Genomic DNA, 25601 nt, shown 5'->3' with positions numbered 1-25601 from the left:
CAGCGCTACGGGGTTCGTGCTCAGTATCAGGTACTCAGTACCAGATACTCAGTACCGGCGCTTCAGCGGCTCGGAAAGCGTCGTCGATGGATGCAGCAACCTCAGCCGTGACATCCATCCGGCCAGCAGCCCGCAACTGCGCGGCGCTGACGCCACCGACGTACAGCGCGGAGAGCGTCGAGACATCAAGGGTGACATCCGCTTCTCCGCCCTCGACTGGGGTAAGCAGCGCGTGGCCGTCTTCGATGGCCAACCGCCAGCATCCCGAAGCGAAGCCGAGCGTGTCGTCCACGCGCAGCACGATATCCAGCGGCGCGCGGTAGGTGCGAGCGGTGAGTGCGGCCGGAACATCCAGAATGCGCAACCAGCCGTGATCGTGCACCGCAATGTCGACACCGCGCTGATCGGCAACCAGCCACGGCAGCGGATCATCGGTGGGCCGGAGGTCGACAGAGATCTTGTTCACGAGATCGTGCTGCAGAGCGAAGCCCCAGAGGGCGCGAAGCGCATCGGGTGTAACCGTGGAGATCTGGTAGATCGACATCTCAGAGCGGAACTGCCCGGGGATCTCTTCGACCTTGTACGCCATCACACCGCGCACAGCACCGGTCTCATCGAGATAGCGCACTCCACGCACGGCCGCCGGGGCGGGGTGACCGGCTGCAAGGCCTGCAACGCGGTCCCAACGGCGATCCCACCCGGCGACCTGCCCGGCTCGCTGGGTGCGCTCCACCTCGTGCAGCGCGGCAAAGCTCTTCTTCAACGTCTCTTTATCGACGTACTCCAGGGCGCCGGACGGCGTCCCCCCGGCCCACCCGGCTCGTCTGGTGTCGACGGTGACCCGCGCAACCGGAACCGCGGATGCGAAACCGTAGCGGCCGTAGATCGTCGCTTCCGAGACCGTGAGGCCGGCGATGGCGATGCCGGCGGATGCCGCTGCGCGAAGCTCGCCCTCCAGCAGGGCCCGGGCGATGCCGCGGCGCCGGTGCGTACCGGCCACGGTCACCGAACTGATCGCCCACATCTCGATCTCGCCGCCGGGAACCGTCAGCGGTGTGGTCCAGGAGTTGATTGTCGCAACCGGCCACGCACCCACCGGTGCATCCGCCTCGAACACGCCGATGTTGCGACGGTCAGCGATCGCGGCGCCATCGGCCTCGACGACATCTGCTGCCGGATCCTTGTCGAGGAACCCCCGAGCGTCGGCGCGCACGAAGGCTTCGCTATCGGCAGCCGATGCGGTGTCGATAATTCGATAGGTCAATCGTTGAACGGCAAGCCGATCAAAAGAAGAGGGGTCGACGGGGACATTTCGTGCGTCGGTCATCCTTCCACCCTAAAGGCAGACCACCGACAGCGTCGGTCAGTGCGCGGCGGCCTGGGCAGCGCGTAGCTTGGCCAGCACCTGGTCACGCAGCTCTTCCGGAGCCGTCTCCTTGCACGCGCGAGCCACGACCTCGGTCAGAGTGCTGGCGACAAGCGCCTCACCCTGGCAGGACGCACAGTTCTCGATGTGCTCGCGGATCTCGGCGTGCTCGGTCTTGCACACTTCGTTGCGGAGGTACTCCTCCAAGTCCTGACGGGCTTTGGTGCAGCCGCAATCGCTCATTTCTTGCTCCTTGTAGCGGCCGCGGCGATTCCTCGCTCCGCGGCATAATCCGACAGCAACTCGCGCAACATCCGTCTGCCACGGTGCAGACGACTCATCACGGTGCCGATGGGGGTTTTCATGATGTCGGCGATCTCCTGGTAGGCGAATCCCTCGACATCTGCCAAGTAGACCGCCAACCGGAAGTCTTCCGGTACTTCCTGCAGGGCATCCTTCACGACAGACGCGGGCATCCGATCGATGGCTTCTGCCTCAGCCGAGCGGCTGTGCGTCGCCGTCGTCGACTCTGCTCCGCCCATCTGCCAGTCTTCCAACTCGTCGATCGTGCCCTGATAGGGCTCGCGCTGACGCTTGCGGTAGATGTTGATGTACGTGTTCGTGAGGATGCGGTACAACCACGCCTTGAGGTTCGTTCCCTGTGTGAACGACGCCCAGGACGCGAAGGCCTTGACGAACGTCTCCTGCACAAGGTCTGCCGCATCGGCGGGATTGCGCGTCATACGCATCGCCGCCGCATACAGCTGATCCATGAAGGGAATCGCCTGTTCCTCGAACTCACGCCGAGCGTCGCCGAGTGTGTCTGCGGGTGCCGTGTCATCCATCACGGGCCAGTCTAGGCCGACGAGCACCTCCAGCCCACTCTCCAGCGTTGCGACCATAGTCACTCCTTCTCGGCGGTTTGCGTACCATTCACTAAGGTGGAACCGATGACTGACACACGGTATTCCCCTTCCCCCGCCAGGGGCGCCTACACCGCGCCCGATGCATCTGGCGCTGTGAACTCGACGCTGACCATTCCCGGGTCGAAGTCACTGACCAACCGCGAGCTGATCATTGCCGCTCTCGCCGATGGCCCCGGCCGCCTGGTCGGCCCGCTGCATTCCGATGACTCGCGCCGGATGGTCGATGCGCTGCGAGCACTCGGAGTAGGTATCGAAGAGGTCGAAGGGGCCGGTGAATTCGGTCCTGACCTGGAGATCACTCCCGCGCCGCTCACCGGCGGAGCCGAGATCGACTGCGGGCAGGCCGGCACCGTCATGCGTTTCATCGCACCGCTTGCGGGCCTTGCCACTGAGGATGTCCGCATCACCGCGCATGAAACCGCGCTTCACCGTCCGATGGGTGCCATGATCACCGCGCTGCGCGATTTGGGCGTCGACATTGATGACGAGGGCACGTGGTCCCTGCCGTTCACCGTTCGCGGCCATGGCCGCATTCGCGGCGGTCGCCTGGAAGTGGATGCCTCGGCATCCAGCCAGTTCGTCTCAGGGCTCCTGCTGGCCGCCCCCCGCTTCGACGTCGGATTGCACCTCGTCCACACCGGTGAGCACCTGCCGAGCCTGCCGCACATCGACATGACGATCGAGTCGCTCAGCCGCCGCGGCATCCGCATCGAAAGACCGGCGACCGGCGAGTGGCTGGTGGAGGCGGGCATCCCGCGCGCCAAGGAGATCGCGATCGAGCCTGATCTGTCCAACGCCGCACCATTCCTGGCAGCGGCGATGGTCACCGGTGGCGAGGTGACGATCACGGGATGGCCGCTGCATTCCACCCAGCCGGGCGCGCTGCTGCCGGAGATCCTGCAGGCCATGGGCGCCCACGTCGGCCGTCACGGCGGCGCGATGACCGTACGCGCCGGTGACAGCATCCGTGGCCTCGATCTGGACCTCTCCGCTGCCAGTGAACTGTCGCCCACGATCGTCGGGCTCGCGGCCTTCGCCGATGCGCCCACGACCATCCGCGGTATCGGGCATACGCGGATGCATGAGACCGATCGCATTGCCGCGCTGATCAAGAACCTCACGGCCCTCGGCGGCGAGGTCGAGGAACTTCCCGATGGGCTGCGCATCATCCCGCGTCCGCTGACCGGCGGCCACTGGGGCGCGCACCACGATCACCGTATGGCGACAACCGGCGCGCTGGTCGGACTGCGCGTGCCTGGCGTCATCATCGATGACATCGGCACCACGGCCAAGACTCTGCCGGAGTTCACCCAGCTGTGGGAGCGGATGCTGGGAGGCACCGCCGCGTGAGTTGGCTCGACCCAGACGATGACCTCGAAGACGACTTCGAGGACTTCGACGAGACCAGCATCCGTCAGCGCCCTAATCCGAAAGCCAATCGTCCACGCACCAAGCGCCGGCCAGCGCACGAGGATGCGCAGGTCGGCAGGGTGCTCGGAGTCGATCGCGGCCGCTACAGCGTCATGCTGGATGAGGACACCACCGACGAACGGGTGATCACCAGTACGCGGGCACGCGAGCTCCGCCGCACTCCCATCGTCACCGGAGACCGGGCCCGTGTCGTGGGCGATACCTCCGGGACCGAAGGCACGCTCGCACGCATTGTCAGCATCGTCGATCGCACATCGTTGCTTCGTCGCAGCGCCGATGACAGCGATCTCGTCGAGCGCGTCATCGTGGCCAACGCCGATCAGATGCTGATCGTGGTCGCAGCCGCCGATCCCGAACCACGCGCACGCCTGGTCGATCGTTACCTGGTCGCCGCTTTGGATGCCGGCATCCGCCCGCTGCTGGTCGTGACGAAGACCGATCTCGCCGATCCGAGCGCATTCCTGTCGTATTTCGACGGACTCGACCTGCAGGTGTTCACCAGCGCGAACGACCAGATGCCGCTCGAGGAGATCGGTGCGGCACTGATCGGCCACTCCACTGTTTTCGTCGGCCACTCCGGCGTCGGCAAGTCAACCCTGGTGAACGCTCTCGTCCCTACGGCAGACCGGGCTACCGGGCACGTCAATCAGGTCACCGGGCGCGGGCGTCACACCTCCTCGTCGACCGTCTCGCTGCGATACGAGGGCGCGGCCGGCTCCGGATGGGTGATTGATACTCCCGGGGTTCGTTCTTTCGGTCTCGGTCACATCGACCCGGCGAATGTGCTTGCCTCGTTCACGGAGCTCGCGTACGTCGCCCAGCGCTGTCCCCGCGGATGCACCCACCTGCCGGATGCTCCGGACTGTGCGCTCATCGAAGCAGCGGAGCAGGGTGAGCTGAACCCGGCCGAACTCGGGCGGCTGGACTCCCTGCAGCGCCTGCTGCAGACCTTCGCCGACAAGGCCGAAGCGAACCCGGGTTCGTCCTCGGGTCGATAGGCTGGTGCACGTGACGAATCTGCGCCTCGAACCCGGTACCGCTGCTCCCGACTTCTCGCTTCAGGATCAGGACGGGTCCACTGTGACCCTCGCTGACCTTCAGGGCCAGAAGACGATTCTGTACTTCTACCCGGCGGCGATGACACCGGGATGCACGACGCAGGCGTGCGACTTCCGCGACAGCATCACGTCGCTGCAGGGTGCCGGCTACCGCGTGATCGGCATTTCTCGGGATGAGCCGAGCAAGCTCGCTGCATTCCGTGAGCGCGATGCTCTCCCCTTCACGCTGCTCAGCGACCCCGATCACGCCGTGCACTCCGCCTACGGCGTGTGGGGCGAGAAGATGAACTACGGCAAGGTCGTCGAGGGCGTCATCCGTTCGACCTTCGTTCTGGATGAGAACGGCACGATCACCCACGCACAGTACAACGTCAAGGCGACCGGGCATGTTGCACGGCTGCGCAAGACGCTCGGCCTGGACGCCTGACCCGCCTCAGTCGGCGACCGGGTCCTCGGTGGAGTCGGGCGGGCGGACGGCCTCTTTCCTCGTGCTCGCGAGCAGGAGGACGAAGCACACGACGCTCGGGATACCCACGCCCAGGACGAACGTCCAGGCGATCGGCGGCACAGTGAGAGTCGCGAGCACCAGCGCGATGGCGAGCAGCTGCAGCACCACTCCCCCGGACCGCGCCCACATGTGGCCGACCCGCGTCCCCCAGGCGAAGGCGAAGAGCGCCGCAGCACCGATCAGGGTCAGCACGATCAGTGCGATGGCTGTGATCAGCGACGCCGCTTCGCCCGCCCCCAACTGGAAAAGTTCGATGATCGCAAACACCGTTACGGCGGCGCCTTCGAGGGCCAAAACCGCAGCTGCTGCCATCGCAAGGCGGGGTGCACGCACAATGTCTCCTGAGAAATCAGATTTGTAGGCAGAAAATCCTTGATTTCGCGCCCGAGCTGTAACACAATGTTAACAGTCATGTGCTCCCACAGCGGCGTGGGGCGAGCAGATGCTCGCACTACAACTGAGCGACGACACCCGATATCGTCGCCCGAACTGAGCGTTCGTACCGCGATCACTCACTGAGAATCCACACCAAGGAGCCCTAATGGACTGGCGCGACAAATCCGCCTGCCTGACCGTCGATCCCGAGCTGTTCTTCCCCGTGGGGAACACCGGGCCTGCGGTCGACCAGATCGAGAAGGCCAAGGCGGTCTGCGCCACCTGCACCGTCACCGAGGTCTGCCTGCAGTACGCGCTGGAGACGAGTCAGGACTCCGGTGTGTGGGGTGGCCTTTCCGAGGACGAGCGCCGTGCGCTCAAGCGCCGCGCCGCTCGTGCGCGTCGCGCCTCCTGACCGCGTTCACACCTTTACGAAAAAGGCCCTCCTTCCGGAGGGCCTTTCTCATTTCTTCAACCAGCGCATCGGGATGTCGATGGACACCTCGGTGCCCTCCCCGTCGCTTCCGCGCCACTGGATGGAGCCACTGAGCTCGCCCTGGATCAGAGTGTGAATGATCTGAGTCCCCAGGCCCTGTCCCACGCGCCCCTCCGGCATACCGTGCCCGGTGTCACGCACGGAGACGTGCAGGTTGTCGTCAGTTCGGACAGCGTCGATCGTGACGGTGCCTTCCTTGCCGGCGAGACCATGCTCGACGGCGTTGGTGACGACCTCGGTCAGCGCCAGGGCCAGCGGTGTCGCATATTCGCTCGGCAAAACGCCGAACTTTCCGGTTGACTGCGTGCGCGCGCGGGTGTTGGGGGCAGCCGCCACCTCGGCGACAAGATTGAGCACACGATGGAAGACCTCGTCGAAGTCGACGGTCTGAGTGAGCCCCTGCGCCAAGGTGTCGTGCACGACGGCGATGGCGTCCACCCGACGCATGGCCTGACTGAGGGCGTCCCGTGCTTCATCGGAATGCGTACGACGCGCCTGAATGCGCAGCAGCGATGCCACCGTCTGCAGATTGTTCTTCACACGATGGTGGATCTCACGGATCGTGGCATCCTTCGTGATCAGCTCCTGCTCCTGGTGACGCAACTCGCTCACGTCACGGCACAGGATGATCGCACCGATGCGGTTGCCATGATCCTTCAGCGGGATGGCCCGCAGTGACACGGTGACACCCCGCGCTTCGATGTCGGTCCGCCAGGGAGCACGCCCCGTGACGACGACCGGAAGCGATTCATCGACCTGGCGGGTGGCCGGAAGAATCCGCGTTGTGACCTCGGCCAGCGACTCTCCCTCCAACTCGTCCTCGAACCCCATCCGGTTGAAAGCCGACAGCGCGTTCGGGCTGGCGAAGGTGCTGATGCCGTCCACATCAATGCGGATGAGGCCGTCAGAGGCACGGGGAGCGCCACGACGCGGCGACGTCGGTGCTGCGAGGTCGGGGAATTCCCCGGTGCTGATCATCTGGAACAGATCGTTCGCGCACTCGTCGAAGGTGATCTGCTGCCGGGACGGTACCCGCGCTTCACCGAGATTGGTGTGCCTGGTCAGGATGCCGATCACCGGTGTCCCTTCCCCGGCTCTGCCGCGCTCGCGCACGATCGGGACGGCTCGCACCCGGGTGGGAATCTCTTCGAACCAGTCCGGCGACGACGAATCGATGATCTCACTGGAGTCGAACGCGGACTGCACCTGCGTGCGCCACTGCGGACGAACCTGATCGCCGACGATATCGCGGTAGAACAGGGTCGCGGCGCCGCTGGGGCGCGTGTGCGCCACTGCGACGAAGGAGCCTTCCTTGGTGGCGACCCAGATGACGATATCTGCCGAGGCGAGGTCGGCGAGCAGCTGGCCGTCACCGGAGAGACGATGAAGCCATTCGACGTCGTTATCGGTCAGACAGCCCTGGGCATGGACGAGATCACTGAGGGTTGACACCTCATCAGCCTAGCGGCGCATCCGGTATGGAATTTGCTCACAGCACGGCGAATGAGGTCGCGCGCCACCGGCGATCCAATCCCTCCAGCCGGATAGCCACCGCCCGTGTTCGGCCGCGCCCCGCGACGATCACCACTGCCTCGACCACCCCGTCTGCGGGGAACGTTTCACGGATGGAGAGGATCTCGAAGACAGGTCGCGACGGCGCCGTGCCACGAGCATTCCGTGCGCGAGCGGAGAGGTTCGCTCGCGTGCCGAGTTTTCGATACGCTTCTTCGCTGAACCAGCGGGCCAGCTGGTCGAGTTCTCGCACACCGGCGAAAACCTCGAGGACTCCCTGTGTCAGACTCCGCACCAGCGCGGTGGGGTTCGGGAGGTCGTCGGCAGTGGTCGGTTGCGGTGCGAAATACTCATGAAGCGTCATCGTTGTCACTCTCGGTATCGAATGCGAGCCAGTACACCATGCGCGCGGCCCTGCTCGCACGGCTCTGACCAAAAATGTGGATAACCCGTACACGAGCAGAATCTCCCCTACGCTCGATCGCGTGCACTGGGATCGCCTGTTCGAAGACCTCGAAGGCCAGCTGGCCGCTGAGTGGGAGGCGGAGCGCGCCGTATTGGATGCTGAGTCCGAGCGGCTGCGGATCGCCAAGCTCAGCCTGCGCGTGCGCCTGCGTGTTCTGCAGGTGCAGGAAGCACCGGTGACGTTGCGGCTTGTGGACGGAAGTCGTCACTCTGCCTTGATCCGGGCGATCGGAGCGGATTGGGCTGCTGCACAGTCAGCCGGATCACCAACGGCGATCATCGTGCCGCTCGCCGCCCTGACGAGTGTTGAGACGCACCACGGCGCCCTCCTGGACACACTCGATGACACCCCGCTGCCGGCCGATGGACTGCGCGATCGGATGACGCTGGGATTTCTCTTTCGCGATCTGGCTCGTCGGCGCCTGCCGCTGCACCTCGCGCTTCGCGATGGCGAGGTGCTGCACGGAACGATCGATCGGGCCGGAAGCGATCACCTCGACATCGCCGTGCATGATCGGGGCGAGTCTCGCCGTGCCGATGCCGTGCGATCGTTCCGCATGGTGCCGGTGGATGCGCTGGTATGGGCACGCACCGATGGTGCGGCCCTCTAGCTCAGGAACGCGGCCGGCCCCATACCTCGGGGAAGCTCGCTTCGTCTGCCTGACGCCAGAGCGCCATGCGTCGAGCTGCTTCGGTCTGCTCTTCCAGGTACTCCGCGATGCTCTGCTCTTCAACCCGCCACCGAGCGGGAGAACCCAGCTGTGCGCCGCGCAGGCTCCCGGCCAGGATGAGCTCGATGACCTCATCTATTTCGACGCTCAGCAGTTCTGCCACCTGCGCAGGGGCGAGGTAGCGAGAAGCAGATATGGGCGAATCAGCCATAGTTCCATTGTGTCGTGCCCAGCGCCTCTGGCCAGACCGCTTTCAAGCCCTGTGGATAACTTTTCGCCTGTATTTTCAGATTCTGTGACGATGTGGACATGACGACCCAACCGCGCGCGCGACGCGCCTTCTGGGGCGACGTCCGATTTCTGATCGGCACCGCTCTAGTCATCCTCTCGATCGTCGGTGTCTGGCTGATCGTGTCTTCGGCACGGCAGACAACACCGATATTGCAGGCGAACCGTACGATCACCCAGGGTGAGGCGCTGGTCTCGGATGATTTCCGTGTCGTTGAGGTGAGTCTTGGCAGCGTGGAAGGCGGGTACCTCTCGCCACAGGAGCTGACCGGCGGCCTCATCGCCGCACGCACGCTCTCCGACGGTGAACTTCTGCCCGCGGCAGCGGCAGCCGAAGCCAAAAGCGGTCGCACGACCAACATCGTGATCGAAAGCAGTGTCGGCCTGCCTGAGGCAGTCGGCCCTGGCACGGCGGTCGAGCTCTGGTACTCACCGCTCATCGTGGACGGTGATGAGTTCGACGCCCCGCGTATTCTCTCCGCTGATGTCGTGGTCGCCTCCATCCCCGAGGGCGGCGGGATGCTCACCCAGCGAAGCGCGGCCGTTGAACTCGTGATCAACCGCGCAGATGTCGCAGACGTGCTGGCAGCCATCACCGGCGGAGCCGCCCTCTCCGTGGTGCCCGTCGGATCCGGCTCATGACCGCGGTCGTCGTCGCGTTGGATGAACCACGCGCCACATCCCTCAGCGCTGGACTGGAACGCGAGGGCATCCGCATCATCGCCGTCGTGCCAGCAGATGAGGTCACCCGCGCGCTGCTTTCTGAGGCCGACGCGATCATTCTGCCGGCGACCCGCGCGGCCGTGACCGCCGATTTGGTCGCGTTCTGCGACCAACTCGGCGTCCGCATCTGCACCCTCGGCGGCGGAGAATCACGAGTACTGAGCCGCTATGGGCTCCCCGAGTCGCTGCCCGATGATGCCGAGGCCTGGCAGATAGCGGATGCTCTCGCGCAGGAGATCCCAGAGATCGCACAGCCGCCAGCATCCTCAGCACGACGGGTGATCGCCGTCTGGGGTCCGCACGGCGCCCCAGGACGCTCAACCATCGCTATCCAGCTCGCTGTCGAGCTGTCTCGCTCGGGACGGGGCTGCGCTCTTGTGGACGCCGACACCGTCGCGCCGTCTCTCGCGCTGCTGCTGGGTCTGGGCGATGAAGCTCCGGGCATCGCTGCCGCCTGCCGGCGCGCAGAGCTCGGCGGTTTGGATGCTGCGGAGCTCAGTCGCCTCGCGGCCCGTGTGGAAACCAGCGCCGGCAGCATCGAGGTGCTTGCCGGACTCAACCGTCCGTCACGCTGGCCGGAGCTCTCCGCAACACGACTGCGCACCGCTATCCGACTCTGCCGCGACTGGGTCGACGACACGATCGTGGATATCTCAGCATCCTTCGACGCCGACGAGGAGATTTCAGACGACCTGTCCGGCCCCAAGCGGCATGCAGCCACTACGACGGTGCTGTGCGAAGCAGACCGGGTGATCGCGGTCACAGCCGGCGACCCGCTGTCAATCTCTCGGTTCCTGCGCGACTACGCCGAAGTGCGCGGACTCATCGGAGCAACCACGCAGATCTCGGTCGTCGTCAATCAGGTGCGCCCTGGCCCGCTCGGCATCGACGCCCGTGGTCAGATCCGTCGCGCACTCGAGCGCTTCTCGGCCATCACGGATGTGACGTTCCTGCCGTTCGACCAGCGCGCCGCCGACGCTGCCCTCCTGCACGCACGGCCGATGGCCGATGTCACGCCCCGCTCAGCCCTCGTTTCGGCGATCCGCCGACTCGCCGAGAGCCTGGATCCGCCAGCGCCGCGTCTGCGCGCTCAGGTCACTGCTGGTAACTTGCGAGGAAGTTCCCGAGTCGCTCGATGGCTTCGCCCAAAACCCGCGGCTCAGGGAGCGTCACCACGCGGAAATGATCCGGAGTGGGCCAGTTGAAGCCGGTGCCCTGCACGACCAGTATGCGCTCGGAGATCAGCAGGTCGTAGATGAACTTCTCATCGTCGTGGATCGCGTGCACGTTCGGGTCCAGGCGGGGGAAGGCATACAGCGCCCCCTGCGGCTTCACGCAGCTGACGCCGGGGATCGATTCCAGCCCCTGCCACGCAATGTCGCGCTGCTCATGCAGTCGCCCTGTCGGCGCGATGAGAGCGTCGATCGATTGCACGCCGCCCAGCGCCGCTTGCACGGCGTGCTGGGCCGGGACGTTCGGGCACAGGCGCGTCGAGGCGAGCAGGGTGATGCCCTCCAGGAACCCCGTGGCATGCCGCTGCGGCCCGGTGATGACCAGCCATCCGGAGCGGAACCCCGCCACCCGGTAGGTCTTGGAGAGCCCGTTGAACGTCAGGCACAGCAGATCGGGGGCCAGCGTGGCCGTGGGAATGTGTACGGCGTCATCGAAGAGGATGCGGTCGTAGATCTCGTCGGAGAGTATCAGCAGCTCGTTCTCACGAGCGATCTGCACGAGTCCCTCCAGAACCTCGCGCGAGTACACCGCACCGGTCGGGTTGTTCGGGTTGATGATGACGATCGCCTTGGTCTGCGGTGTCACCCTCGAGCGGATGTCCTCCAGATCGGGCGCCCACCCGTTCTGCTCATCGCAGATGTAGTGCACCGGGGTTCCGCCGGCAAGACTCGTCATCGCGGTCCACAGCGGGTAATCGGGTGCGGGGATCAGCACCTCGTCGCCCTCATTGAGCAGCGACTGCATCGTCATGGTGATCAATTCGGACACGCCATTGCCGAGGTAGACGTCATCCGGGCCGAAGCTCGGGAAGTCCTCGATCTGCTCGTAGCGGCTCACCACGGCGCGGCGGGCCGAGATGATACCGCGACTGTCGCTGTATCCGTGGGCCGTGGGAAGCGCTGCCAGCATGTCGTGCACGATCTGGTGCGGCGCCTCGAATCCGAAGATCGCGGGGTTTCCGGTGTGCAGTTTGAGGACGCTATGCCCCTCCGCCTCCATTCGCGCCGCCTCGACGAGCGCTTTACCGCGAATCTCGTACAGGACGTTCTTGAGTTTCGACGATTGATCGAACTGGCGCTTAGGGGTCATTGAAAAAGCCTACCGGCTTTCTGCCGGCAGGCTTTTTCAGATCAGCTGACGCTTACTTCTTCTTCTTTTTGCTCTCGGCGCGGCGCTGCTCACGGTTCTGCGCCTGCGGCGTCTCGCCATCAGTGCGCTGGCCGAATGCTCCGCGCGCCGCAGGTTCGGCTGCTTCACTACCTGCAGCTGCGGCCGCCTGGCGCAGTCGATCGGTTGCCGACTGCTGCACCTGGCCGCGTTCGTTACGCACTTCTACTTCGCCCGCGTCATTGGGTGCCGAGTACTCGAGGCGTTGCTCGCCACCGTCGACGGCAAGACCCTTCGCCTCCACCTCGGTGGTCTCGGAGTCTCCTACGCGGCGCACCTCGACCTCGAGGTTGTAGAGGTAGCCGACAGACTCTTCCTTGATCTGGCCCATCATCGACTGGAACATCGCGAAGCCTTCGCGCTGGTACTCGATCAGCGGATCACGCTGGGCCATCGCACGAAGCCCGATGCCGTCCTTGAGATAGTCCATCTCATAGAGATGATCACGCCAGCGACGGTCAAGAACCTGCAGCACGACGCGGCGCTCAAGCTCCCGCGTTGCGGCCTCGCCCAGCATCTCTTCGCGCTTCTCGTAGGCGATCTTCGCATCGGAGAGAAGCTCACGGGTCAGGCCGTCCGCGGCGATGCCGCCCTTGCGTCCTGCACCCTCAGCCACGACCTCGTCGATGGTCACGCCGACCGGGTACAGAGTCTTGAGCTCAGTCCACAGGGCGTCGAAGTCCCAACTCTCGTTGTGGCCCTGTCCGGTGTGATCAGCAACGACTCCGGTGATGGCGTCTTCGATGAAGTGCTGAACACGGTCGGCGATCTCGTCGCCCTGCAGGATCTGACGACGGTCGGCGTAGATCGCCTCGCGCTGGCGGTTGAGAACGTCATCGTACTTCAGCACGTTCTTGCGCATTTCAGCGTTGCGGGACTCCACCTGCGACTGCGCGCTGCGAATGGCGCGCGAGACCAGGCCCGATTCGATCGGCACGTCATCCGGGAAGTTCGTGCGCGCGAGAATCGCCTCGGCGGCACCGGACTGGAACAGCCGCATCAGATCGTCGGTGAGACTCAGATAGAAGCGGCTTTCGCCGGGGTCGCCCTGACGGCCGGAGCGACCGCGCAACTGGTTGTCGATGCGGCGAGACTCGTGGCGTTCGGTACCGAGCACATAGAGTCCGCCGGCTGCAGTGACCTTGGCGCTCTCTTCTGCGACGACCGCCTTCATCGACTCGTACGCCTCATCCCAGGCGGCCTCGTACTCTTCGGGCGTCTCTGCGGGGTCGAGGCCCCGCGACTTCAGCTCTTGCACAGCGAGGAACTCGGCGTTTCCACCGAGCATGATGTCGGTGCCTCGACCAGCCATGTTGGTGGCGACGGTGACGCCGCCCAGGCGACCGGCACGAGCGACGATCTCGGCCTCACGTGCGTGGTTCTTCGCGTTGAGGACCTCGTGCTTGATGCCCTTCTTCGCCAGCAGCCGCGAAAGGTACTCGCTCTTCTCAACGCTCACCGTGCCGACCAACACCGGCTGGCCGGCGGCGTGGCGCTCCACGATGTCTTCCACGACCTGGGCAAACTTCACGGTCTCGTTCTTGTAGACGAGGTCGGCCTGGTCCTTGCGGATCATCGGCTTGTTCGTCGGGATCTGCACGACACCGAGGTCGTACGTCGACATGAACTCCGCGGCTTCTGTCTCGGCCGTACCTGTCATGCCGGCGAGCTTGTCGTACAGACGGAAGTAGTTCTGCAACGTCACGGTGGCGAGTGTCTGGTTCTCAGCCTTGACCGGCACGTTCTCCTTGGCCTCAATGGCCTGGTGGATGCCCTCGTTGTAGCGGCGTCCGACCAGAATGCGGCCGGTGTGCTCATCAACGATCATGACCTCGTCGTTCATGACGACGTAATCGGTGTTCTTCTTGAACAGCGCGAGCGCTTTGATCGAGTTGTTCAGGAACGAGATCAGCGGCGTGTTGGCCGACTCATAGAGATTGTCGATGCCGAGATAGTCTTCGACCTTCTCGATGCCGGGTTCGAGTACGCCGACTGTGCGCTTCTTCTCGTCGACCTCGTAATCTTCACCGGCCTCGAGGGTACGAGCGATCTTGGCGAATTCGGTGAACCAGCGGTTCGCTTCGCCGGAGGACGGCCCCGAGATGATGAGCGGGGTGCGGGCCTCGTCGATCAGGATCGAGTCGACCTCATCGACAACGGCGAAGAAGTGATCGCGCTGCACAAGGTCTTCCTTGCGCCAGGCCATGTTGTCGCGCAGGTAGTCGAATCCGAACTCGTTGTTCGTTCCGTAGGTGATGTCCGCGGCGTATTGCTCACGTCGAACCGCCGGGGTCTGGCCCGACACGATGATGCCCGTCGTCATGCCGAGGGCACGGAAGATACGGCCCATGAGCTCTGCCTGGTACGAGGCCAGGAAGTCGTTGACCGTAATGACGTGCACGCCTTTGCCCGCGATCGCGTTGAGGTACGCGGGGAACGTGGCGACGAGCGTCTTTCCTTCACCGGTCTTCATCTCGGCGATGTTGCCGCGGTGAAGGGCTGCGCCACCCATCAGCTGAACGTCGTAGGCGCGCATTCCGAGGGTGCGCTTGGCCGCTTCACGAACGGCGGCGAATGCCTCCGGCATCAGCTGATCGAGCGTCTCGCCATTCTCGAAGCGTTCACGCAGCTCGACGGTCTCGTTCGCGAGTTCGTCGTCAGTGAGCTTCTGGAAGTCCTCCTCGAGCGCGTTGACGGCCTTGACTACCTGGTTCAGGCGTCGGATGACTCGACCTTCGCCTGCGCGCAGCAGCTTCTCAAGAGGATTCGCCACTTATGTCATCTCCCTGTTGTGGGTCAGATCCCAGCCACCCAGATCGGGCTTCAGTGCCGGGCATACCTCGCTATGTTACCGGCCGCGGCCCGTGCCAACGTGTGGATATCGCTCTCAGAGAAGTTGCTCGGTATGTATATACTCAGAAACGACTTCAGGAGGTCGCCATGTCTGTGCGTCAGAGCTTGCTCGCCATTCTCGATCAGGGCCCGTGCTACGGCTATCAACTACGCCATGAGTTCGATCGACGCACCGGGTCGACGTGGCCGCTGAACGTCGGGCAGATCTACAACACCCTCGAACGCCTCGAGCGCGACGGTCTCGTCGAGCGCGGCGAGGCGGATGATCAGGGGCACGTGTACTGGGAGATCACGGATGCCGGATCGGCTGAGGTCGCCGAGTGGCTCTCCTCCCCTGTCATGCGCACCCAGGCGACGCGCGATGAGCTGGCGATCAAACTGGCGGTAGCGGCGACTCTGCCCGGCGTGGATGTCAGCGCGGTCATCCAGGCGCAGCGTCGTGCTTCGCTGTCACATCTGCAGAGCCTCCAGAGGGCGAAATATGCGGGAGGCGACCCGGAAGGCCCAGCAGAGCTCGCCTGGTCGCTCGTGGTGGATTCGATGATCTTCACGGCGGAAGCCGAGGTGCGCTGGCTCGATCACACTGAGCAGCGTCTTGCCCTGCATCCGCACCATGCCATGGGTCTGGAGCTGGCGACCGAACGCCCCAAGCGCGGACGCCCCGCGGCCCAGAAGGCCACGGCACAGGAATCCACACGATGACCGAGACAGTCTTGCAGCTGGTCGGCGTAACGCAGCAGTACGGGCATGGCGCTATGGCGGTTTCCGCGCTATCCGGCGTCGACCTCGAAGTCCGACAGGGCGAGCTCGTGGCAATCATGGGCGCATCCGGATCCGGAAAGTCGACTCTGCTGTCCATCGCGGGAGGGCTGGCGACCCCGACCACCGGCGAGGTGATCATCGAGGGGTCCCACCTCAGCGAGCAGTCCCGCGCGCAGCTGGCGAAGCTGCGTCGCCGGTCACTGGGATTCGTCTTCCAAGATTTCAACCTCATCCCCACGCTCACCGCGATGGAGAACGTCACTCTTCCACTCGAACTGGATGGGTTCCGTGGCAGGGTCGCGCGTCGCGCGGGCAAGGATGCCCTCGCATCGGTGGGACTCGGCGACAAAAACGATTCCTATCCAGACGATCTGTCTGGCGGTCAGCAGCAGCGAGTCGCCATCGCGCGCGCCGTCGTGGGCGGTCGGCGCCTTATCCTCGCCGACGAGCCCACCGGAGCATTGGACTCGGTCACCGGCGAAATGGTGCTGAAGATGCTGCGAGCGCGAGTGGATGCGGGTGCAGCAGGCATCCTGGTCACCCATGAGGCCCGCCACGCTGCGTTCGCCGACCGCGTGGTGTTCCTTCGTGACGGACGCATCATCGACGAGACGCGGCACTCGGATGCCGATGTGTTGCTCGCGGGTGCGTCGCGGTGAGCGCAGCCGCCCGGTGGCGGGTCGCCTCCCGGCTGGCACATCGCCAGGTGCGGCGCACGATCTCATCGAGTGTGCTCATTGCGACTCTCATCGCGCTTCCGATCGCTGGAATGGCGGCGTTTTCCATCGTCATGTGGAGCGCGACTTCCACTCCCGAGGAGGCGGTGAAGGCCGAACTCGGTGAGATGCAGGCCTGGGTGCAGCCGGTCGGTGTGCCAGGTACCGGGTTCTGGCAGGCTCCGGCAGAGCCCGGGTGGAACGGATACTCATTCGAGAACAATCAGATGACGATGCCCGAGGGAGATCCGCTGTCGGATCCGCTCACCGCACTCCCGGCTGGAACCGAGTCGATCGCCGTGACCGAGGGCCAGGTCCGCGTGAGCACGGCTGCTGGCGTGGCGACGCTGCCCGCCTGGAGCGGCTCAGTCTGGGACGACCGCTTCCACGGCCGCTTCGATCTCATCGCTGGACGCGCGCCTGCAGCCTCCGACGAAGCCCTCGTGACCCCTGCCGGGCTGGAACGATTCGGAGTCGCGATCGGCGGTGACATCACGATGGCCGACTCCCTCGAGTCGTTCACCGTGGTCGGGACGATCGCGGCCGCCGGTGTCCCCGCTGACCAGACCGCGCTGTTCCTGCCAGATGACGTTGCCCTGACCGGCACGACAAAGTGGTTCCTGCCCGAGGAAACCATGAGCTGGGAGGACGTGGAAATCCTCAACGAGCAGGGCATCGTGGCCTACTCGCGAGAGGTTGTGCTCGATCCACCCGAGGCGACGAAGTCTGATGAATGGTCCTCGTCCAGCGGATCCGATGTCGCGGCGCAGGGCCTGTTCATGATGCTGGGCGCGGCCGGACTGTTTGCCGCGTATGTGGTAATCATGCTGGCCGGAGCCGCGTTCTCCGTCGCAGCAAGGCGCCAGCAGCGGTCACTTGCCGTCGCCGCAAGCGTCGGCGCGACCGGCGCCGACCTCAGACGGACGATCGTTCTGCAGGGAACCGTTCTCGGTCTCGCCGGCGGCCTGATCGGGCTCGCAGTCGGCACTGGCCTTGCCGGACTCATCATGTGGATCACCGACGACGGCTCGGGGACTCGTTACTGGGGCTTCCACATGCCCTGGGCTGTCCTTGCCAGCATCCTGATCTTCTCCCTTCTGGTGGGAACAGCCTCGGCTGCAATCCCGGCACGAACAGTCGCACGCTCTGACACTTTGAGCGCCCTGCGCGGCGCACGACGGCCGCAGAGCCCGCGCGCGTCACGGCCGATCTGGGGCTCGATCATCCTTCTCATCGGTGTGGGCATCACCATCGTGAGCGCTGTGACGATGGCCTCGATCAATGCGATCTCGCCGGAAGATCTGCCACTGGATTCGCCGGTGCGCGCCATCCCGCCCTTCGGCATCGTCATCGGGCCGATCCTCGTGCAGATCGGGATCCTGCTCTCCGGTCGGTGGTTGCTCTGGCTTGCTTCGCGCGTCCTGTCATTCGTCAGCCTCGCCGCGCGCCTGGCGTCACGGGATGCCGCGGCAAATGCCGCGCGCACGGTGCCGGCATTCGCGGCGATCGGAGCGACGGTTTTCATCGCGGTTTTCGCGCTCTCGCAGTCGTCGATGCAGACCGGCAGCAGCGCACGGAACTGGTATTACCAGGGCCCGGTCGGCTCTCTATCGGTGGAGTTCTACCCGTCCGGCAACGGAATCGTGATGCCAGTGACCGCCGCACAAGCCGATGAGTCCGCTGAAGCAGCGGTGGAGCTCGTCACGGACGCGGGCGCGACACGCGTCGGGATCGTCCGCGCCCAATCGGAGCCCGGTTACTACCCGTCTTCGGAAGACATCCCTGCCGAGGATCAGTGGATCATGGCACTGTTGCCCGAGGAGCACCTCCTCGATCCGACGACACAGGACTCTTACCACTTCAATGGCCCGTGGCCGACGAATCCAATCTCCGTGATCGAGCCCAATACGCTGTCAACCGTGCTCGGCATCGATCTCTCATCCGCACAGCTCAGCGAGTTCCGTGCGGGAGGAGCCCTCGTCACGGACCCCCGTTGGGTGACCGACGGCACCATCGACGTCGCGGCATGGACTGCCCGCGAGTCCCACGAGGGGCGCCTTCCGGACAACATCTGGATCCGGCAACCGGAACAGCCAGACGTTGCGGAGCCCCAATGGGAACAGCGCATCGACGCGATCACGGTCGAGGCCACACATGCACCCGTTGCTGTCGTAGTCACACCCGAGACCGCCGAACGCCTCGGAATGAATGTGCAGCCGGTCAAGGTGATCTCCGTGCCGGCCGAGCCACTCGAGAACGAGGACATGGATCGCGTCTACTCCCAGGCCGACCTGCTGAGCAGCCCCGAGGTCAGCCTGGCGCCGTACTACGAACGCGGTCCGTCCGAGGACATGTTTTGGATGGTCCCCGTCCTCCTCGGCGTCACTGTGCTCGTACTCGGCGCATCCGCGGTTGCGCTCGGTCTCGCGCGGTTCGAGCGCAGGCCCGACGATGCCACACTTTCAGCCGTGGGCGGCACTCGAGGGCTGCGACGGCGCATCGGATTCTGGCAGGGACTCATCATCGCCGGTTTTGGCACGATCGCCGGCGCAGCGGCGGGTGTTCTCCCGCCAATCGGCTTCGCGATCCAGTCCCGCGGGGACCTGATCGTGTCGGACATGCCGTGGCTCGTGCTTGCGCTGCTCGCAGTCGCACTGCCGCTGCTCATCGCCGTGGCGTCCTGGCTCGTCCCGCCCCGCGCTCCAGACCTCACCCGCCGCACAGTCATCGCGTGATGCTCAGCGAGATACCCAACAGAATAAGTAGGATCACTGTATGGCCGGTTTCTGGGGTAAACGCAAGCGCGAACAAGAAGAACGAGCAGCACAGGACGCAAGTCTCGCGCGCAACGCGGAGAAGGCACTGGTTGCGGCTGACGAGCGCGTCCGCACCGCCGGCGACGAACTCGCCTTCGCCGAGGCAGAGCTCGGCGCCTCGCTCACCAAGGATCTGAAGACAGCTCTGGATGCTGTGCGCACGCACCTTCGCGAGGCTTTCCACCTGCACCAGCTCAACCACGACGAGATCCCCGATACCGATGAGGAGCTGCGCACTCGCAACGCCCGCATTGTGCAGCTGTGCGAGTGGGCCGAAGATCTGCTCGATGAGAAGACGGCAGCCCTCGCGGACGCGGTCTCAACCGTGCGCAACGCGCCGAAGGTGCGCGAAAAGGTGCGCGCTGACGCGGAGAAGCTGACCGCACGCCTGCCCCAGGCCCGTAGCATCATCGATCGTCTCGCCAGTCGTTACGCCGAAACTGCCGTGCAGCAGGTCCGCAGCAGTGCCGACGAAGCCGAGCAGCTGATCGCGTTCGCCGCCCACGGCGCCGATGTCGCTGAGCGCCGCCGCGCGGCCCAGCAGAACGAAGAGGCCAACCTCGCCCTCGAAACGGCAACCGAGGCGATCCGCCGAACCGGAGCGCTCCTCGACGCCGTCGAAGACTTCGAGATCGAGGCGCTGCGCGCAGAATCGACGCTCGCCGAGGTGGTCGCCGACTCCCGCGGCGACATCATCGCCGCACGAAATGCCCCGAAGGTTCCGGCGGTTTCGGCTGCCATCGCAGATTTGGAAGCAGCGCTTCAGGCCCTGAGCCCCGCCGGCTCCCGCAACGATCCTTTCGCCGAACTGTCCCAGCTGCGCACGGCGAACGCTGCCCTCGACGAGGCAATCGCGAAGGCGAACTACCGCGTACAGAACCCGCTGCCCAGCATCGCCCATGTGCAGCACTCCCTCGACGACGCCGACCGTCAACTCGCCGTAGCCCGCAGCCTGATCTCCGGACACCGCGGATGGATCGGCGCCGATGCTCGCACGCGCCTCGCCGAAGCGGAGCGTCTGCGCATCGACATCGGCGAACTCGTGCAGGCCGAGGAGACTCGCGAACAGGCACTCACCGCCTCCCGCCGCGTCGCCCAGCTGGCCTCCGAGGCTCTTCAGCTCGCCCAGCGCGACATCGACTCGTCCCGTCCGCAGCAGCAGGGCTGGGGCGGCGACAACTGGGGCGGTGGCCGGCGTGGTGGTGGCGGTGACATCATGGGCGGCATCATGGGCGGCCTGGTCATCGGCAGCATCTTGGACGGCATCTTCGACTGATGCGCAAAAAGGCGGGCCCTTCGAGGAATCGAAGGGCCCGCCTTTTTTCTTAGGAAGCCAGTGCCTCCTCAGGCGGAGCCTGTGCGGTCAGTGAGATCACACCGTAGTCCCAACCCTTGCGCCGGTAAACGACACTCGGGTGGTCGGTGCGGACATCGACGAACAGGAAGAAGTCATGTCCGACCAGTTCCATCCGGTCGACAGCTTCTTCAACGGTCATCCATTCAGCATCGAAATTCTTGGTTCGGATGACGACGGGCGAGTATTCCTCTTCCTCGTCGTTCTGGATCGGCACCGCACCGGTCGCCACTGCGCGCAGGACCTCGACGGACGCGGGCTGGACATCGATCCCCTCCAGTGCCCCGCTGCCCTTCTCATAGTGCGCACCGCGAGGATGCTGGCGTCCATCGACCCGCTTCTCCTTCGCACGCCGCAACTGCGTGGACATCTTGTCGACGGCGAGATCGAGTGCGACGAATTTGTCGCCGTCGACAGCCTCCGCACGGACGACCGGGCCCTTGCCGATCAGGGTGAGCTCGACAGTCTCATCCGGCACACGCCCACCTCGATATGCGCGATGCGTGACTTTCACATCCAGCCGCTGGGCTTTGCCCGCCAACTGCTGGACACGAGCGATCTTCTCCTCGACGACGGTTCGGAAGCGATCGGTGATACCCACTCCGACGCCAACGATGCTTGTTTCCATTGCTGTCTCCTTGTCCCGGTCCTCCCGGCCAAGGGCGGACCGTTGTCGCCTTGTGACCCCCACCGTAGTACCCACCACCTCAGTTGTCACCAGTCATTTGACTCACGTTCACATTCGATTGCCGGTGCCGGGGAGTCGCAGCGAGCGTGACCGCTCCGCACACCCGTAATCCCGCGTCGTTGAGCGCCCTGGCCGCTTCATCAAGCGTTGCCCCGGTCGTGACGACATCATCGAAAAGCAGCACATCACGCACACCCCGGGCGTGTCGCGCACGCATACTTCCTGCCACGTTGGCACTGCGTTCCGCGATACCCAGGCCACGCTGATCAGCGGTTCGACGGGTCTGTGTGAGGGCGCGTTGCATCGGCAGCCCGGCTCGTCGCAAGAGCAGCTCCGGTACCCGATATCCGCGGCGCCGAAACGCTGTGCGCCCCGTTGGCATCGGGACGAGCACGGCAGCGGGCAGATCGGCTTCTGCCACCGTTGCTGCCACAGCCCTGCCCAGCGGGCGCGCCAGCAGCGTCTCACCATCTTCTTTCAAACGCCGGATGCACCGTGCCGGCACCCCGTGAAATGGCAACGCTGCGATCACCGGTAGCCCTAACGGAGTCTGCAACCGCACCGGGTCAGCATCCAGCTCTTCCCGACATTGCTCGCACAGCAGCGTTCCGGGAATGTCACAGCCGGCGCAGCATCCGGATAACAGGAATGCTGCCAGCTCATCCGCGAGCGCGACCCACCAGGTTCGGTTGTCCATTCCCCGATTGTGCCGATGCGCGCAGCATCCGCCCGCGCACGATCCCGGACTCTGTCGACAACCCGAGCTGACCCGGAAACCGTGCAGAACTACTGGCCGGCGCGGGTGCCGAGCACCAGCACGTCCGACAGCCCGATCTGCCACGTCGCGCCGCGCTGCGCGAAAAGCACGCCGCTGTCGTTGAGGATACGCACGGCCGCCACCGTCTTTCCACCGGAGATCGCCTTCGCTCCTTCCGGCGCGGCAGCAAACATTCCAGGGCCACCGACATCCTGCGTGAGCACGACACGGTTCTCCCCTGCCTCGACCAGCACGCTCAGCTGTTCTTCACCCACCCACGACAGCCCGAGCGCCGCAGAATCCAGCTGAGCCACCATGTGCAGGGGTCCGAGTGCCACCGGCACATTGTTCTGGTCACGCTGGATCGCCGCAAGCGCGACCCAGTGCTGCTGCCCCACCATCACGACAGCCGCGATCCGTGCGCCAGCTGGGCCTACCCTGATCTGCGAAACCGACGAGACATCAGGGAAGGCGTCGATGTCGTCGCTGGATGTGACATCGGCTTGCCAAGCGATCAAATCCTGCGGCGCGTTCGAGGGCACCGACCAGGTGAAGCCGTAGGGGTCCATCGAGGGCTTCACGAGCTGCGGCCGGGAATCGAGTTCGTCGATGCGTCCCTCGGAGACCGTGAAGATCACGCCCGTGTCCAACTGCACAGCCGCGCGCGTGCCATCGGCTGCGACATCGGCAGCAGTCACCGACGCACCGAGTTCGACGATCTGCGCGCTGATGTCGTCGTACGGGGTGATCTCATCACCGACATAGACGCCGAAGGCAGCCTCGGTGAGCACCACAGTGCCCGGTTCGGGCCGGACGTTGCTGATGCTGGCTGTGCCCGCGTTCAGGTCGCGCCCGTTGACCGTGAGCCGAACTTCGCTGACGCCTGCGGAGCGCAGCGTCGATTCCAACTGGGTGCGCATACGCGAAAGTTCCGTGGCCCCGAGCTCGAGCGCATTCGCGGTCAATTCGACCGTCGCCACCTTGTCTGAGCTCACCGGCACCGCATCACGCGCCAGCGCAACATCGTTGGGGAAGGCCGTGCGAACGGCCGTAGCCAGCCATTCGCTCGGTGCATCCTCCAGCAGCGCCAGCGTCAGAGTCGTGACGATCTGCGGACGACGCGGATACCAGCGCACATCCGGAATCAGATGAGACCAGCCCTGATCGAAGTACTGCAGCGAGTGACGGCGGAATACCTGGGTGAAGGCCTGTGCATCCAACACGATGCCATTCGCCGCACGCGTGATCCGCCACTCGCCTTCCTCGTTCTGCGCGACGTCGTACGACGTGACGGCCTCATCACCGGAGAGTTCCGTGTACGCACCGATCTCATTGACGCGCGCGACCTGCTTCAGCGCGACATGCACGTCTCCGGAATCGGCGGTCTCCATCTCACCGTTCAGATCGGCCGTGAACTCGCGGCTCCCCGCTCCGGAGTCGATCGTGACTTCGACGTTCGGCTTCCAGGTTGCGGCAAGTTCAGGACTCAAGAACTGACGTGCCGTTGCCCAACTGTCCGTCGGAGTGATCGCGGCATCCAGGAAACCCTCGACGATCTCCTCCGGGCTCGCGCCGTCCAGCGGGCCAGCAGCGATCTCGCTGACGTCCGGTGGGAGGTCAGTGTCGCCCAGAGGCAGTCCCGGTGCGACATCTCCGCTGCGCGGGAGACCAGCGCAGGCGGTGAGGGTGAGCGCGACGACTGCGATCACGCTGACCAGAAAACGGCGCCTCTTCGAGATCATGGCTTCTCCTCACCGGTCTGCACGGAATCAGTGAAGTACAGCTCGCGCAGCTCTGTGAGCTGGATCGGCTGGGTCGCCCGACTGACGTCGGGAAGCATCTCCTGCGGTTCGATCGCCACAGGCGACTCTCCGCCGATCGCGCCCGGCACGCGCGGCAACGTCAGCACGAAGTTCGTTCCCACCGCCAGCTCCGACCACACCGCGAGCGTCCCGCCGTGCAGGCGGGCGTCCCCCAGCGCGATGGACAGGCCCAAGCCGGTGCCGCCGATTGTCCGCTGACGCGAAGGATCAGCACGCCAGAACCGGTCGAAGACGCGCTCGGCGTCTGCCGGGCTCATCCCCAGTCCGAAATCGCGCACTCCGACAGCCACAGCGTGCTGGTTGCTGTCAACAGTGACCACCACCGGCCGGCCTTCGCCGTGCTCGATGGCGTTTCCGATCAGGTTGCGCAGCACACGCCGTACCCGACGGGGATCCATTTCGGTCGGCGAGTATCCCCCCGGGGCGATCATCCGGATCTCTGTACCGCGTTCCTCTGCCAGCGGACGCATCTGATCGATGATGTCCTCCGCGAGTTCTGCGAGACTCGTCGGCTCAAGCTCCAGCTGCACGGAACCTGCGTCGTAACGGCTGATCTCCAACAGGTCCGATAGCAGCGTCTCAAAGCGCTGCACCTGCGTGTGCAGCAGTTCTGCCGTGCGATTCGTGGTGGGGTCAAACTGATCGCGCTGGTCGTTGAGCATGTCTGCGGCCAGGCGAATCGTCGTCAGGGGCGTGCGCAGCTCGTGCGAGACATCCGAAACGAAACGCTGCTGCACGAGGGACAGCTCTCCCAACTCCTTGATCTGCGACTCAATGCTGTCGGCCATCGCATTGAAGGAGCGCGCGAGGGTCGCCAATTCGTCTTCGCCGTAGACAGGCAGGCGCACCTCAAGATCGCCGGCAGCGAGCCGAGCACTGGTTTCGGATGCCTCGATGATGGGCCGAGAGACCAACCGCAGCACCGTCCAGGAGATACCCGCGACGATTGCGATGAGGATGAGCCCGGCGGCCCACAGTGTGCTCTGCACGAACCGCAGCGTCTGCTCGGAGTCTGCAAGATCGTAGGCGATATACACCTCGAATGCACCGAAGTCCGGCAGCAGAAGCTGCTGACCGACAACGATCGCCGGGGCTTTGGTGCCGTCCGGCATCGGCAGCTCGACGGACTGCCAGGACTGCCGTTCGGGAAATGCGACCACCCATTCGCGCAGCGCCGGGGTGATCAGATCGCCACTCAAACCGATGGTGAATCCGCGCACGCCGCTTCCGACGGGAACTTCACCAACCGTGAACACGGCGATATGCGAAGAGGATGCCGCACGCGGAATGGTCTCCTGCACATCACCCCACACCCCACGCAGCGCTGAGCTGTCGTCTGTCACCTCAGCCGAGTCCAGAATCGTCTGCGCGGCTGCAACGGCGCTCCTGGCATCGCTGAGCACTTCGGCGCGTCGCGATTCGAACAGGTTGTTCTGAATGACCAGCGCCATCGTCAGGCTAGTGACGAAGATCGCGAATGACGTCAACAGCAGCGTGACCGAGATCGTACGGAAGCGCAGCGAACGTCGCCAGAGGTTGCCGATCGTCTCCGGCCATCCCCGCCAGTCGCGCGCAATCGCGACCGTTGTCGTCGTCGCGCTTGTCGCGGCCAA

Annotated in this window: 24 protein-coding genes; 11 read left to right on the top strand and 13 right to left on the bottom strand. The window is 64.8% G+C overall.

Going from position 1 to position 25601, the window contains the following annotated elements; genetic code table 11:
• Positions 1 to 34: 34 nt before the first annotated feature.
• Genes ACW5CM_RS04510 through ACW5CM_RS04500 form a run of 3 tightly spaced genes read right to left on the bottom strand, consistent with a single transcriptional unit; the run spans position 35 to position 2268 of the window.
• Positions 35 to 1327 carry a GNAT family N-acetyltransferase gene (locus ACW5CM_RS04510; RefSeq protein ID WP_457124291.1) on the bottom strand — a complete coding sequence of 431 codons (1293 nt, stop codon included), beginning with the start codon at positions 1325 to 1327 and terminating at the stop codon, positions 35 to 37.
• A 36-nt stretch (positions 1328 to 1363) separates the two neighbouring features.
• On the bottom strand, positions 1364 to 1609 hold the full coding sequence (locus ACW5CM_RS04505) for a zf-HC2 domain-containing protein (protein WP_438253570.1): 246 nt from the start codon (positions 1607 to 1609) through the stop codon (positions 1364 to 1366).
• Positions 1606 to 2268 carry a sigma-70 family RNA polymerase sigma factor gene (locus ACW5CM_RS04500; protein WP_438253569.1) on the bottom strand — a complete coding sequence of 221 codons (663 nt, stop codon included), beginning with the start codon at positions 2266 to 2268 and terminating at the stop codon, positions 1606 to 1608. The genes ACW5CM_RS04505 and ACW5CM_RS04500 overlap by 4 nt, the downstream gene beginning before the upstream one ends.
• Before the next feature lie 48 nt (positions 2269 to 2316).
• Between ACW5CM_RS04500 and aroA the strand changes: the two genes are divergently transcribed.
• The 3 genes from aroA to bcp are packed head-to-tail and all read left to right on the top strand — an operon-like array spanning position 2317 to position 5208.
• Complete coding sequence (gene aroA, locus ACW5CM_RS04495) at positions 2317 to 3642, top strand: 3-phosphoshikimate 1-carboxyvinyltransferase (protein ID WP_457124290.1); 1326 nt, start codon at positions 2317 to 2319, stop codon at positions 3640 to 3642.
• Positions 3639 to 4721 carry a ribosome small subunit-dependent GTPase A gene (gene rsgA / locus ACW5CM_RS04490; RefSeq protein WP_457124289.1) on the top strand — a complete coding sequence of 361 codons (1083 nt, stop codon included), beginning with the start codon at positions 3639 to 3641 and terminating at the stop codon, positions 4719 to 4721. Before aroA ends, rsgA begins: the two co-directional genes overlap by 4 nt.
• 10 nt (positions 4722 to 4731) lie before the next feature.
• Positions 4732 to 5208 carry a thioredoxin-dependent thiol peroxidase gene (gene bcp / locus ACW5CM_RS04485; protein WP_457124288.1) on the top strand — a complete coding sequence of 159 codons (477 nt, stop codon included), beginning with the start codon at positions 4732 to 4734 and terminating at the stop codon, positions 5206 to 5208.
• 6 nt (positions 5209 to 5214) lie between these two features.
• Here bcp and ACW5CM_RS04480 read toward each other — a convergent pair whose 3' ends face one another.
• Positions 5215 to 5622 carry a hypothetical protein gene (locus ACW5CM_RS04480; RefSeq protein WP_439254835.1) on the bottom strand — a complete coding sequence of 136 codons (408 nt, stop codon included), beginning with the start codon at positions 5620 to 5622 and terminating at the stop codon, positions 5215 to 5217.
• 208 nt (positions 5623 to 5830) lie between these two features.
• On the opposite strand from ACW5CM_RS04480, the gene ACW5CM_RS04475 reads away from it, so the two are divergent.
• Positions 5831 to 6079: a WhiB family transcriptional regulator gene (locus ACW5CM_RS04475; RefSeq protein ID WP_438253564.1), complete on the top strand. Its 249-nt coding sequence runs from the start codon at positions 5831 to 5833 to the stop codon at positions 6077 to 6079.
• A 48-nt stretch (positions 6080 to 6127) separates the two neighbouring features.
• On the opposite strand, the gene ACW5CM_RS04470 is transcribed toward ACW5CM_RS04475, so the two are convergent.
• Together ACW5CM_RS04470 and ACW5CM_RS04465 are read right to left on the bottom strand one after the other, a co-directional pair.
• Complete coding sequence (locus ACW5CM_RS04470) at positions 6128 to 7612, bottom strand: sensor histidine kinase (RefSeq protein WP_438253563.1); 1485 nt, start codon at positions 7610 to 7612, stop codon at positions 6128 to 6130.
• A 37-nt stretch (positions 7613 to 7649) separates the two neighbouring features.
• Complete coding sequence (locus tag ACW5CM_RS04465) at positions 7650 to 8036, bottom strand: Rv3235 family protein (protein ID WP_438253562.1); 387 nt, start codon at positions 8034 to 8036, stop codon at positions 7650 to 7652.
• Between the two features lie 121 nt (positions 8037 to 8157).
• Here ACW5CM_RS04465 and ACW5CM_RS04460 point away from each other — a divergent pair, with 121 nt between their 5' ends.
• Positions 8158 to 8748: a hypothetical protein gene (locus tag ACW5CM_RS04460; RefSeq protein WP_438253561.1), complete on the top strand. Its 591-nt coding sequence runs from the start codon at positions 8158 to 8160 to the stop codon at positions 8746 to 8748.
• Between the two features lies 1 nt (position 8749).
• On the opposite strand, the gene ACW5CM_RS04455 is transcribed toward ACW5CM_RS04460, so the two are convergent.
• Positions 8750 to 9019, bottom strand: a complete 270-nt coding sequence (locus ACW5CM_RS04455) for a helix-turn-helix domain-containing protein (protein ID WP_457124287.1) — start codon at positions 9017 to 9019, stop codon at positions 8750 to 8752.
• Between the two features lie 98 nt (positions 9020 to 9117).
• Between ACW5CM_RS04455 and ACW5CM_RS04450 the strand changes: the two genes are divergently transcribed.
• A complete protein-coding gene (locus ACW5CM_RS04450; RefSeq protein ID WP_457124286.1) occupies positions 9118 to 9738 on the top strand; it encodes an SAF domain-containing protein in 621 nt (206 codons plus the stop codon).
• Positions 9735 to 11024, top strand: coding sequence for a CpaE/TadZ family protein (locus ACW5CM_RS04445; protein WP_457124285.1), 1290 nt, complete (start codon positions 9735 to 9737; stop codon positions 11022 to 11024). The genes ACW5CM_RS04450 and ACW5CM_RS04445 overlap by 4 nt, the downstream gene beginning before the upstream one ends.
• Here ACW5CM_RS04445 and ACW5CM_RS04440 read toward each other — a convergent pair.
• Together ACW5CM_RS04440 and secA are read right to left on the bottom strand one after the other, a co-directional pair.
• On the bottom strand, positions 10915 to 12141 hold the full coding sequence (locus ACW5CM_RS04440; RefSeq protein WP_457124284.1) for a pyridoxal phosphate-dependent aminotransferase: 1227 nt from the start codon (positions 12139 to 12141) through the stop codon (positions 10915 to 10917). The genes ACW5CM_RS04445 and ACW5CM_RS04440 overlap by 110 nt on opposite strands.
• 52 nt (positions 12142 to 12193) lie before the next feature.
• Positions 12194 to 14992, bottom strand: a complete 2799-nt coding sequence (gene secA / locus ACW5CM_RS04435; protein WP_457124283.1) for a preprotein translocase subunit SecA — start codon at positions 14990 to 14992, stop codon at positions 12194 to 12196.
• A gap of 167 nt (positions 14993 to 15159) precedes the next feature.
• Here secA and ACW5CM_RS04430 point away from each other — a divergent pair, with 167 nt between their 5' ends.
• Genes ACW5CM_RS04430 through ACW5CM_RS04415 form a run of 4 tightly spaced genes read left to right on the top strand, consistent with a single transcriptional unit; the run spans position 15160 to position 20642 of the window.
• The gene (locus tag ACW5CM_RS04430) at positions 15160 to 15774 is read left to right on the top strand and encodes a PadR family transcriptional regulator (protein WP_457124282.1); all 615 of its coding nucleotides are present in this window, start codon (positions 15160 to 15162) and stop codon (positions 15772 to 15774) included.
• The gene (locus tag ACW5CM_RS04425) at positions 15771 to 16493 is read left to right on the top strand and encodes an ABC transporter ATP-binding protein (RefSeq protein WP_457124281.1); all 723 of its coding nucleotides are present in this window, start codon (positions 15771 to 15773) and stop codon (positions 16491 to 16493) included. The genes ACW5CM_RS04430 and ACW5CM_RS04425 overlap by 4 nt, the downstream gene beginning before the upstream one ends.
• The gene (locus tag ACW5CM_RS04420) at positions 16490 to 19285 is read left to right on the top strand and encodes an ABC transporter permease (RefSeq protein ID WP_457124280.1); all 2796 of its coding nucleotides are present in this window, start codon (positions 16490 to 16492) and stop codon (positions 19283 to 19285) included. The genes ACW5CM_RS04425 and ACW5CM_RS04420 overlap by 4 nt, the downstream gene beginning before the upstream one ends.
• Before the next feature lie 40 nt (positions 19286 to 19325).
• Positions 19326 to 20642: a hypothetical protein gene (locus ACW5CM_RS04415; RefSeq protein ID WP_438253552.1), complete on the top strand. Its 1317-nt coding sequence runs from the start codon at positions 19326 to 19328 to the stop codon at positions 20640 to 20642.
• 49 nt (positions 20643 to 20691) lie between these two features.
• On the opposite strand, the gene hpf is transcribed toward ACW5CM_RS04415, so the two are convergent.
• The 4 genes from hpf to mtrB form a co-directional block, all read right to left on the bottom strand.
• Positions 20692 to 21348, bottom strand: coding sequence for a ribosome hibernation-promoting factor, HPF/YfiA family (hpf, locus tag ACW5CM_RS04410; protein WP_439254841.1), 657 nt, complete (start codon positions 21346 to 21348; stop codon positions 20692 to 20694).
• Positions 21349 to 21427: 79 nt separating this feature from the next.
• Entirely contained in the window at positions 21428 to 22105 is a 678-nt protein-coding gene (locus tag ACW5CM_RS04405) for a ComF family protein (RefSeq protein WP_439254842.1), read from the bottom strand.
• Positions 22106 to 22194: 89 nt separating this feature from the next.
• A complete protein-coding gene (locus ACW5CM_RS04400) occupies positions 22195 to 23907 on the bottom strand; it encodes an LpqB family beta-propeller domain-containing protein (protein WP_457124279.1) in 1713 nt (570 codons plus the stop codon).
• Positions 23904 to 25601 (bottom strand): MtrAB system histidine kinase MtrB, encoded by a 1698-nt coding sequence (mtrB, locus tag ACW5CM_RS04395; protein ID WP_457124278.1) that lies wholly within the window; start codon positions 25599 to 25601, stop codon positions 23904 to 23906. Before mtrB ends, ACW5CM_RS04400 begins: the two co-directional genes overlap by 4 nt.

The sequence above is a fragment of the Microbacterium wangyouchuni genome (assembly GCF_054072595.1).
This window is presented reverse-complemented; position numbering and strand designations above follow the sequence as displayed.

Bases quoted from the DNA above. Each gene is read 5' to 3' on its own strand.
- ACW5CM_RS04425 (WP_457124281.1), top strand. From the start codon at position 15,771: ATGACCGAGACAGTCTTGCAGCTGGTCGGCGTAACGCAGCAGTACGGG.
- ACW5CM_RS04400 (WP_457124279.1), bottom strand. From the start codon at position 23,907: ATGATCTCGAAGAGGCGCCGTTTTCTGGTCAGCGTGATCGCAGTCGTC.
- ACW5CM_RS04475 (WP_438253564.1), top strand. From the start codon at position 5,831: ATGGACTGGCGCGACAAATCCGCCTGCCTGACCGTCGATCCCGAGCTG.
- ACW5CM_RS04465 (WP_438253562.1), bottom strand. From the start codon at position 8,036: ATGACGCTTCATGAGTATTTCGCACCGCAACCGACCACTGCCGACGAC.
- ACW5CM_RS04445 (WP_457124285.1), top strand. From the start codon at position 9,735: ATGACCGCGGTCGTCGTCGCGTTGGATGAACCACGCGCCACATCCCTC.
- ACW5CM_RS04440 (WP_457124284.1), bottom strand. From the start codon at position 12,141: ATGACCCCTAAGCGCCAGTTCGATCAATCGTCGAAACTCAAGAACGTC.
- ACW5CM_RS04505 (WP_438253570.1), bottom strand. From the start codon at position 1,609: ATGAGCGATTGCGGCTGCACCAAAGCCCGTCAGGACTTGGAGGAGTAC.
- ACW5CM_RS04405 (WP_439254842.1), bottom strand. From the start codon at position 22,105: ATGGACAACCGAACCTGGTGGGTCGCGCTCGCGGATGAGCTGGCAGCA.
- ACW5CM_RS04510 (WP_457124291.1), bottom strand. From the start codon at position 1,327: ATGACCGACGCACGAAATGTCCCCGTCGACCCCTCTTCTTTTGATCGG.
- aroA (WP_457124290.1), top strand. From the start codon at position 2,317: ATGACTGACACACGGTATTCCCCTTCCCCCGCCAGGGGCGCCTACACC.
- ACW5CM_RS04450 (WP_457124286.1), top strand. From the start codon at position 9,118: ATGACGACCCAACCGCGCGCGCGACGCGCCTTCTGGGGCGACGTCCGA.
- ACW5CM_RS04500 (WP_438253569.1), bottom strand. From the start codon at position 2,268: ATGGTCGCAACGCTGGAGAGTGGGCTGGAGGTGCTCGTCGGCCTAGAC.
- ACW5CM_RS04455 (WP_457124287.1), bottom strand. From the start codon at position 9,019: ATGGCTGATTCGCCCATATCTGCTTCTCGCTACCTCGCCCCTGCGCAG.
- ACW5CM_RS04430 (WP_457124282.1), top strand. From the start codon at position 15,160: ATGTCTGTGCGTCAGAGCTTGCTCGCCATTCTCGATCAGGGCCCGTGC.
- hpf (WP_439254841.1), bottom strand. From the start codon at position 21,348: ATGGAAACAAGCATCGTTGGCGTCGGAGTGGGTATCACCGATCGCTTC.
- ACW5CM_RS04415 (WP_438253552.1), top strand. From the start codon at position 19,326: ATGGCCGGTTTCTGGGGTAAACGCAAGCGCGAACAAGAAGAACGAGCA.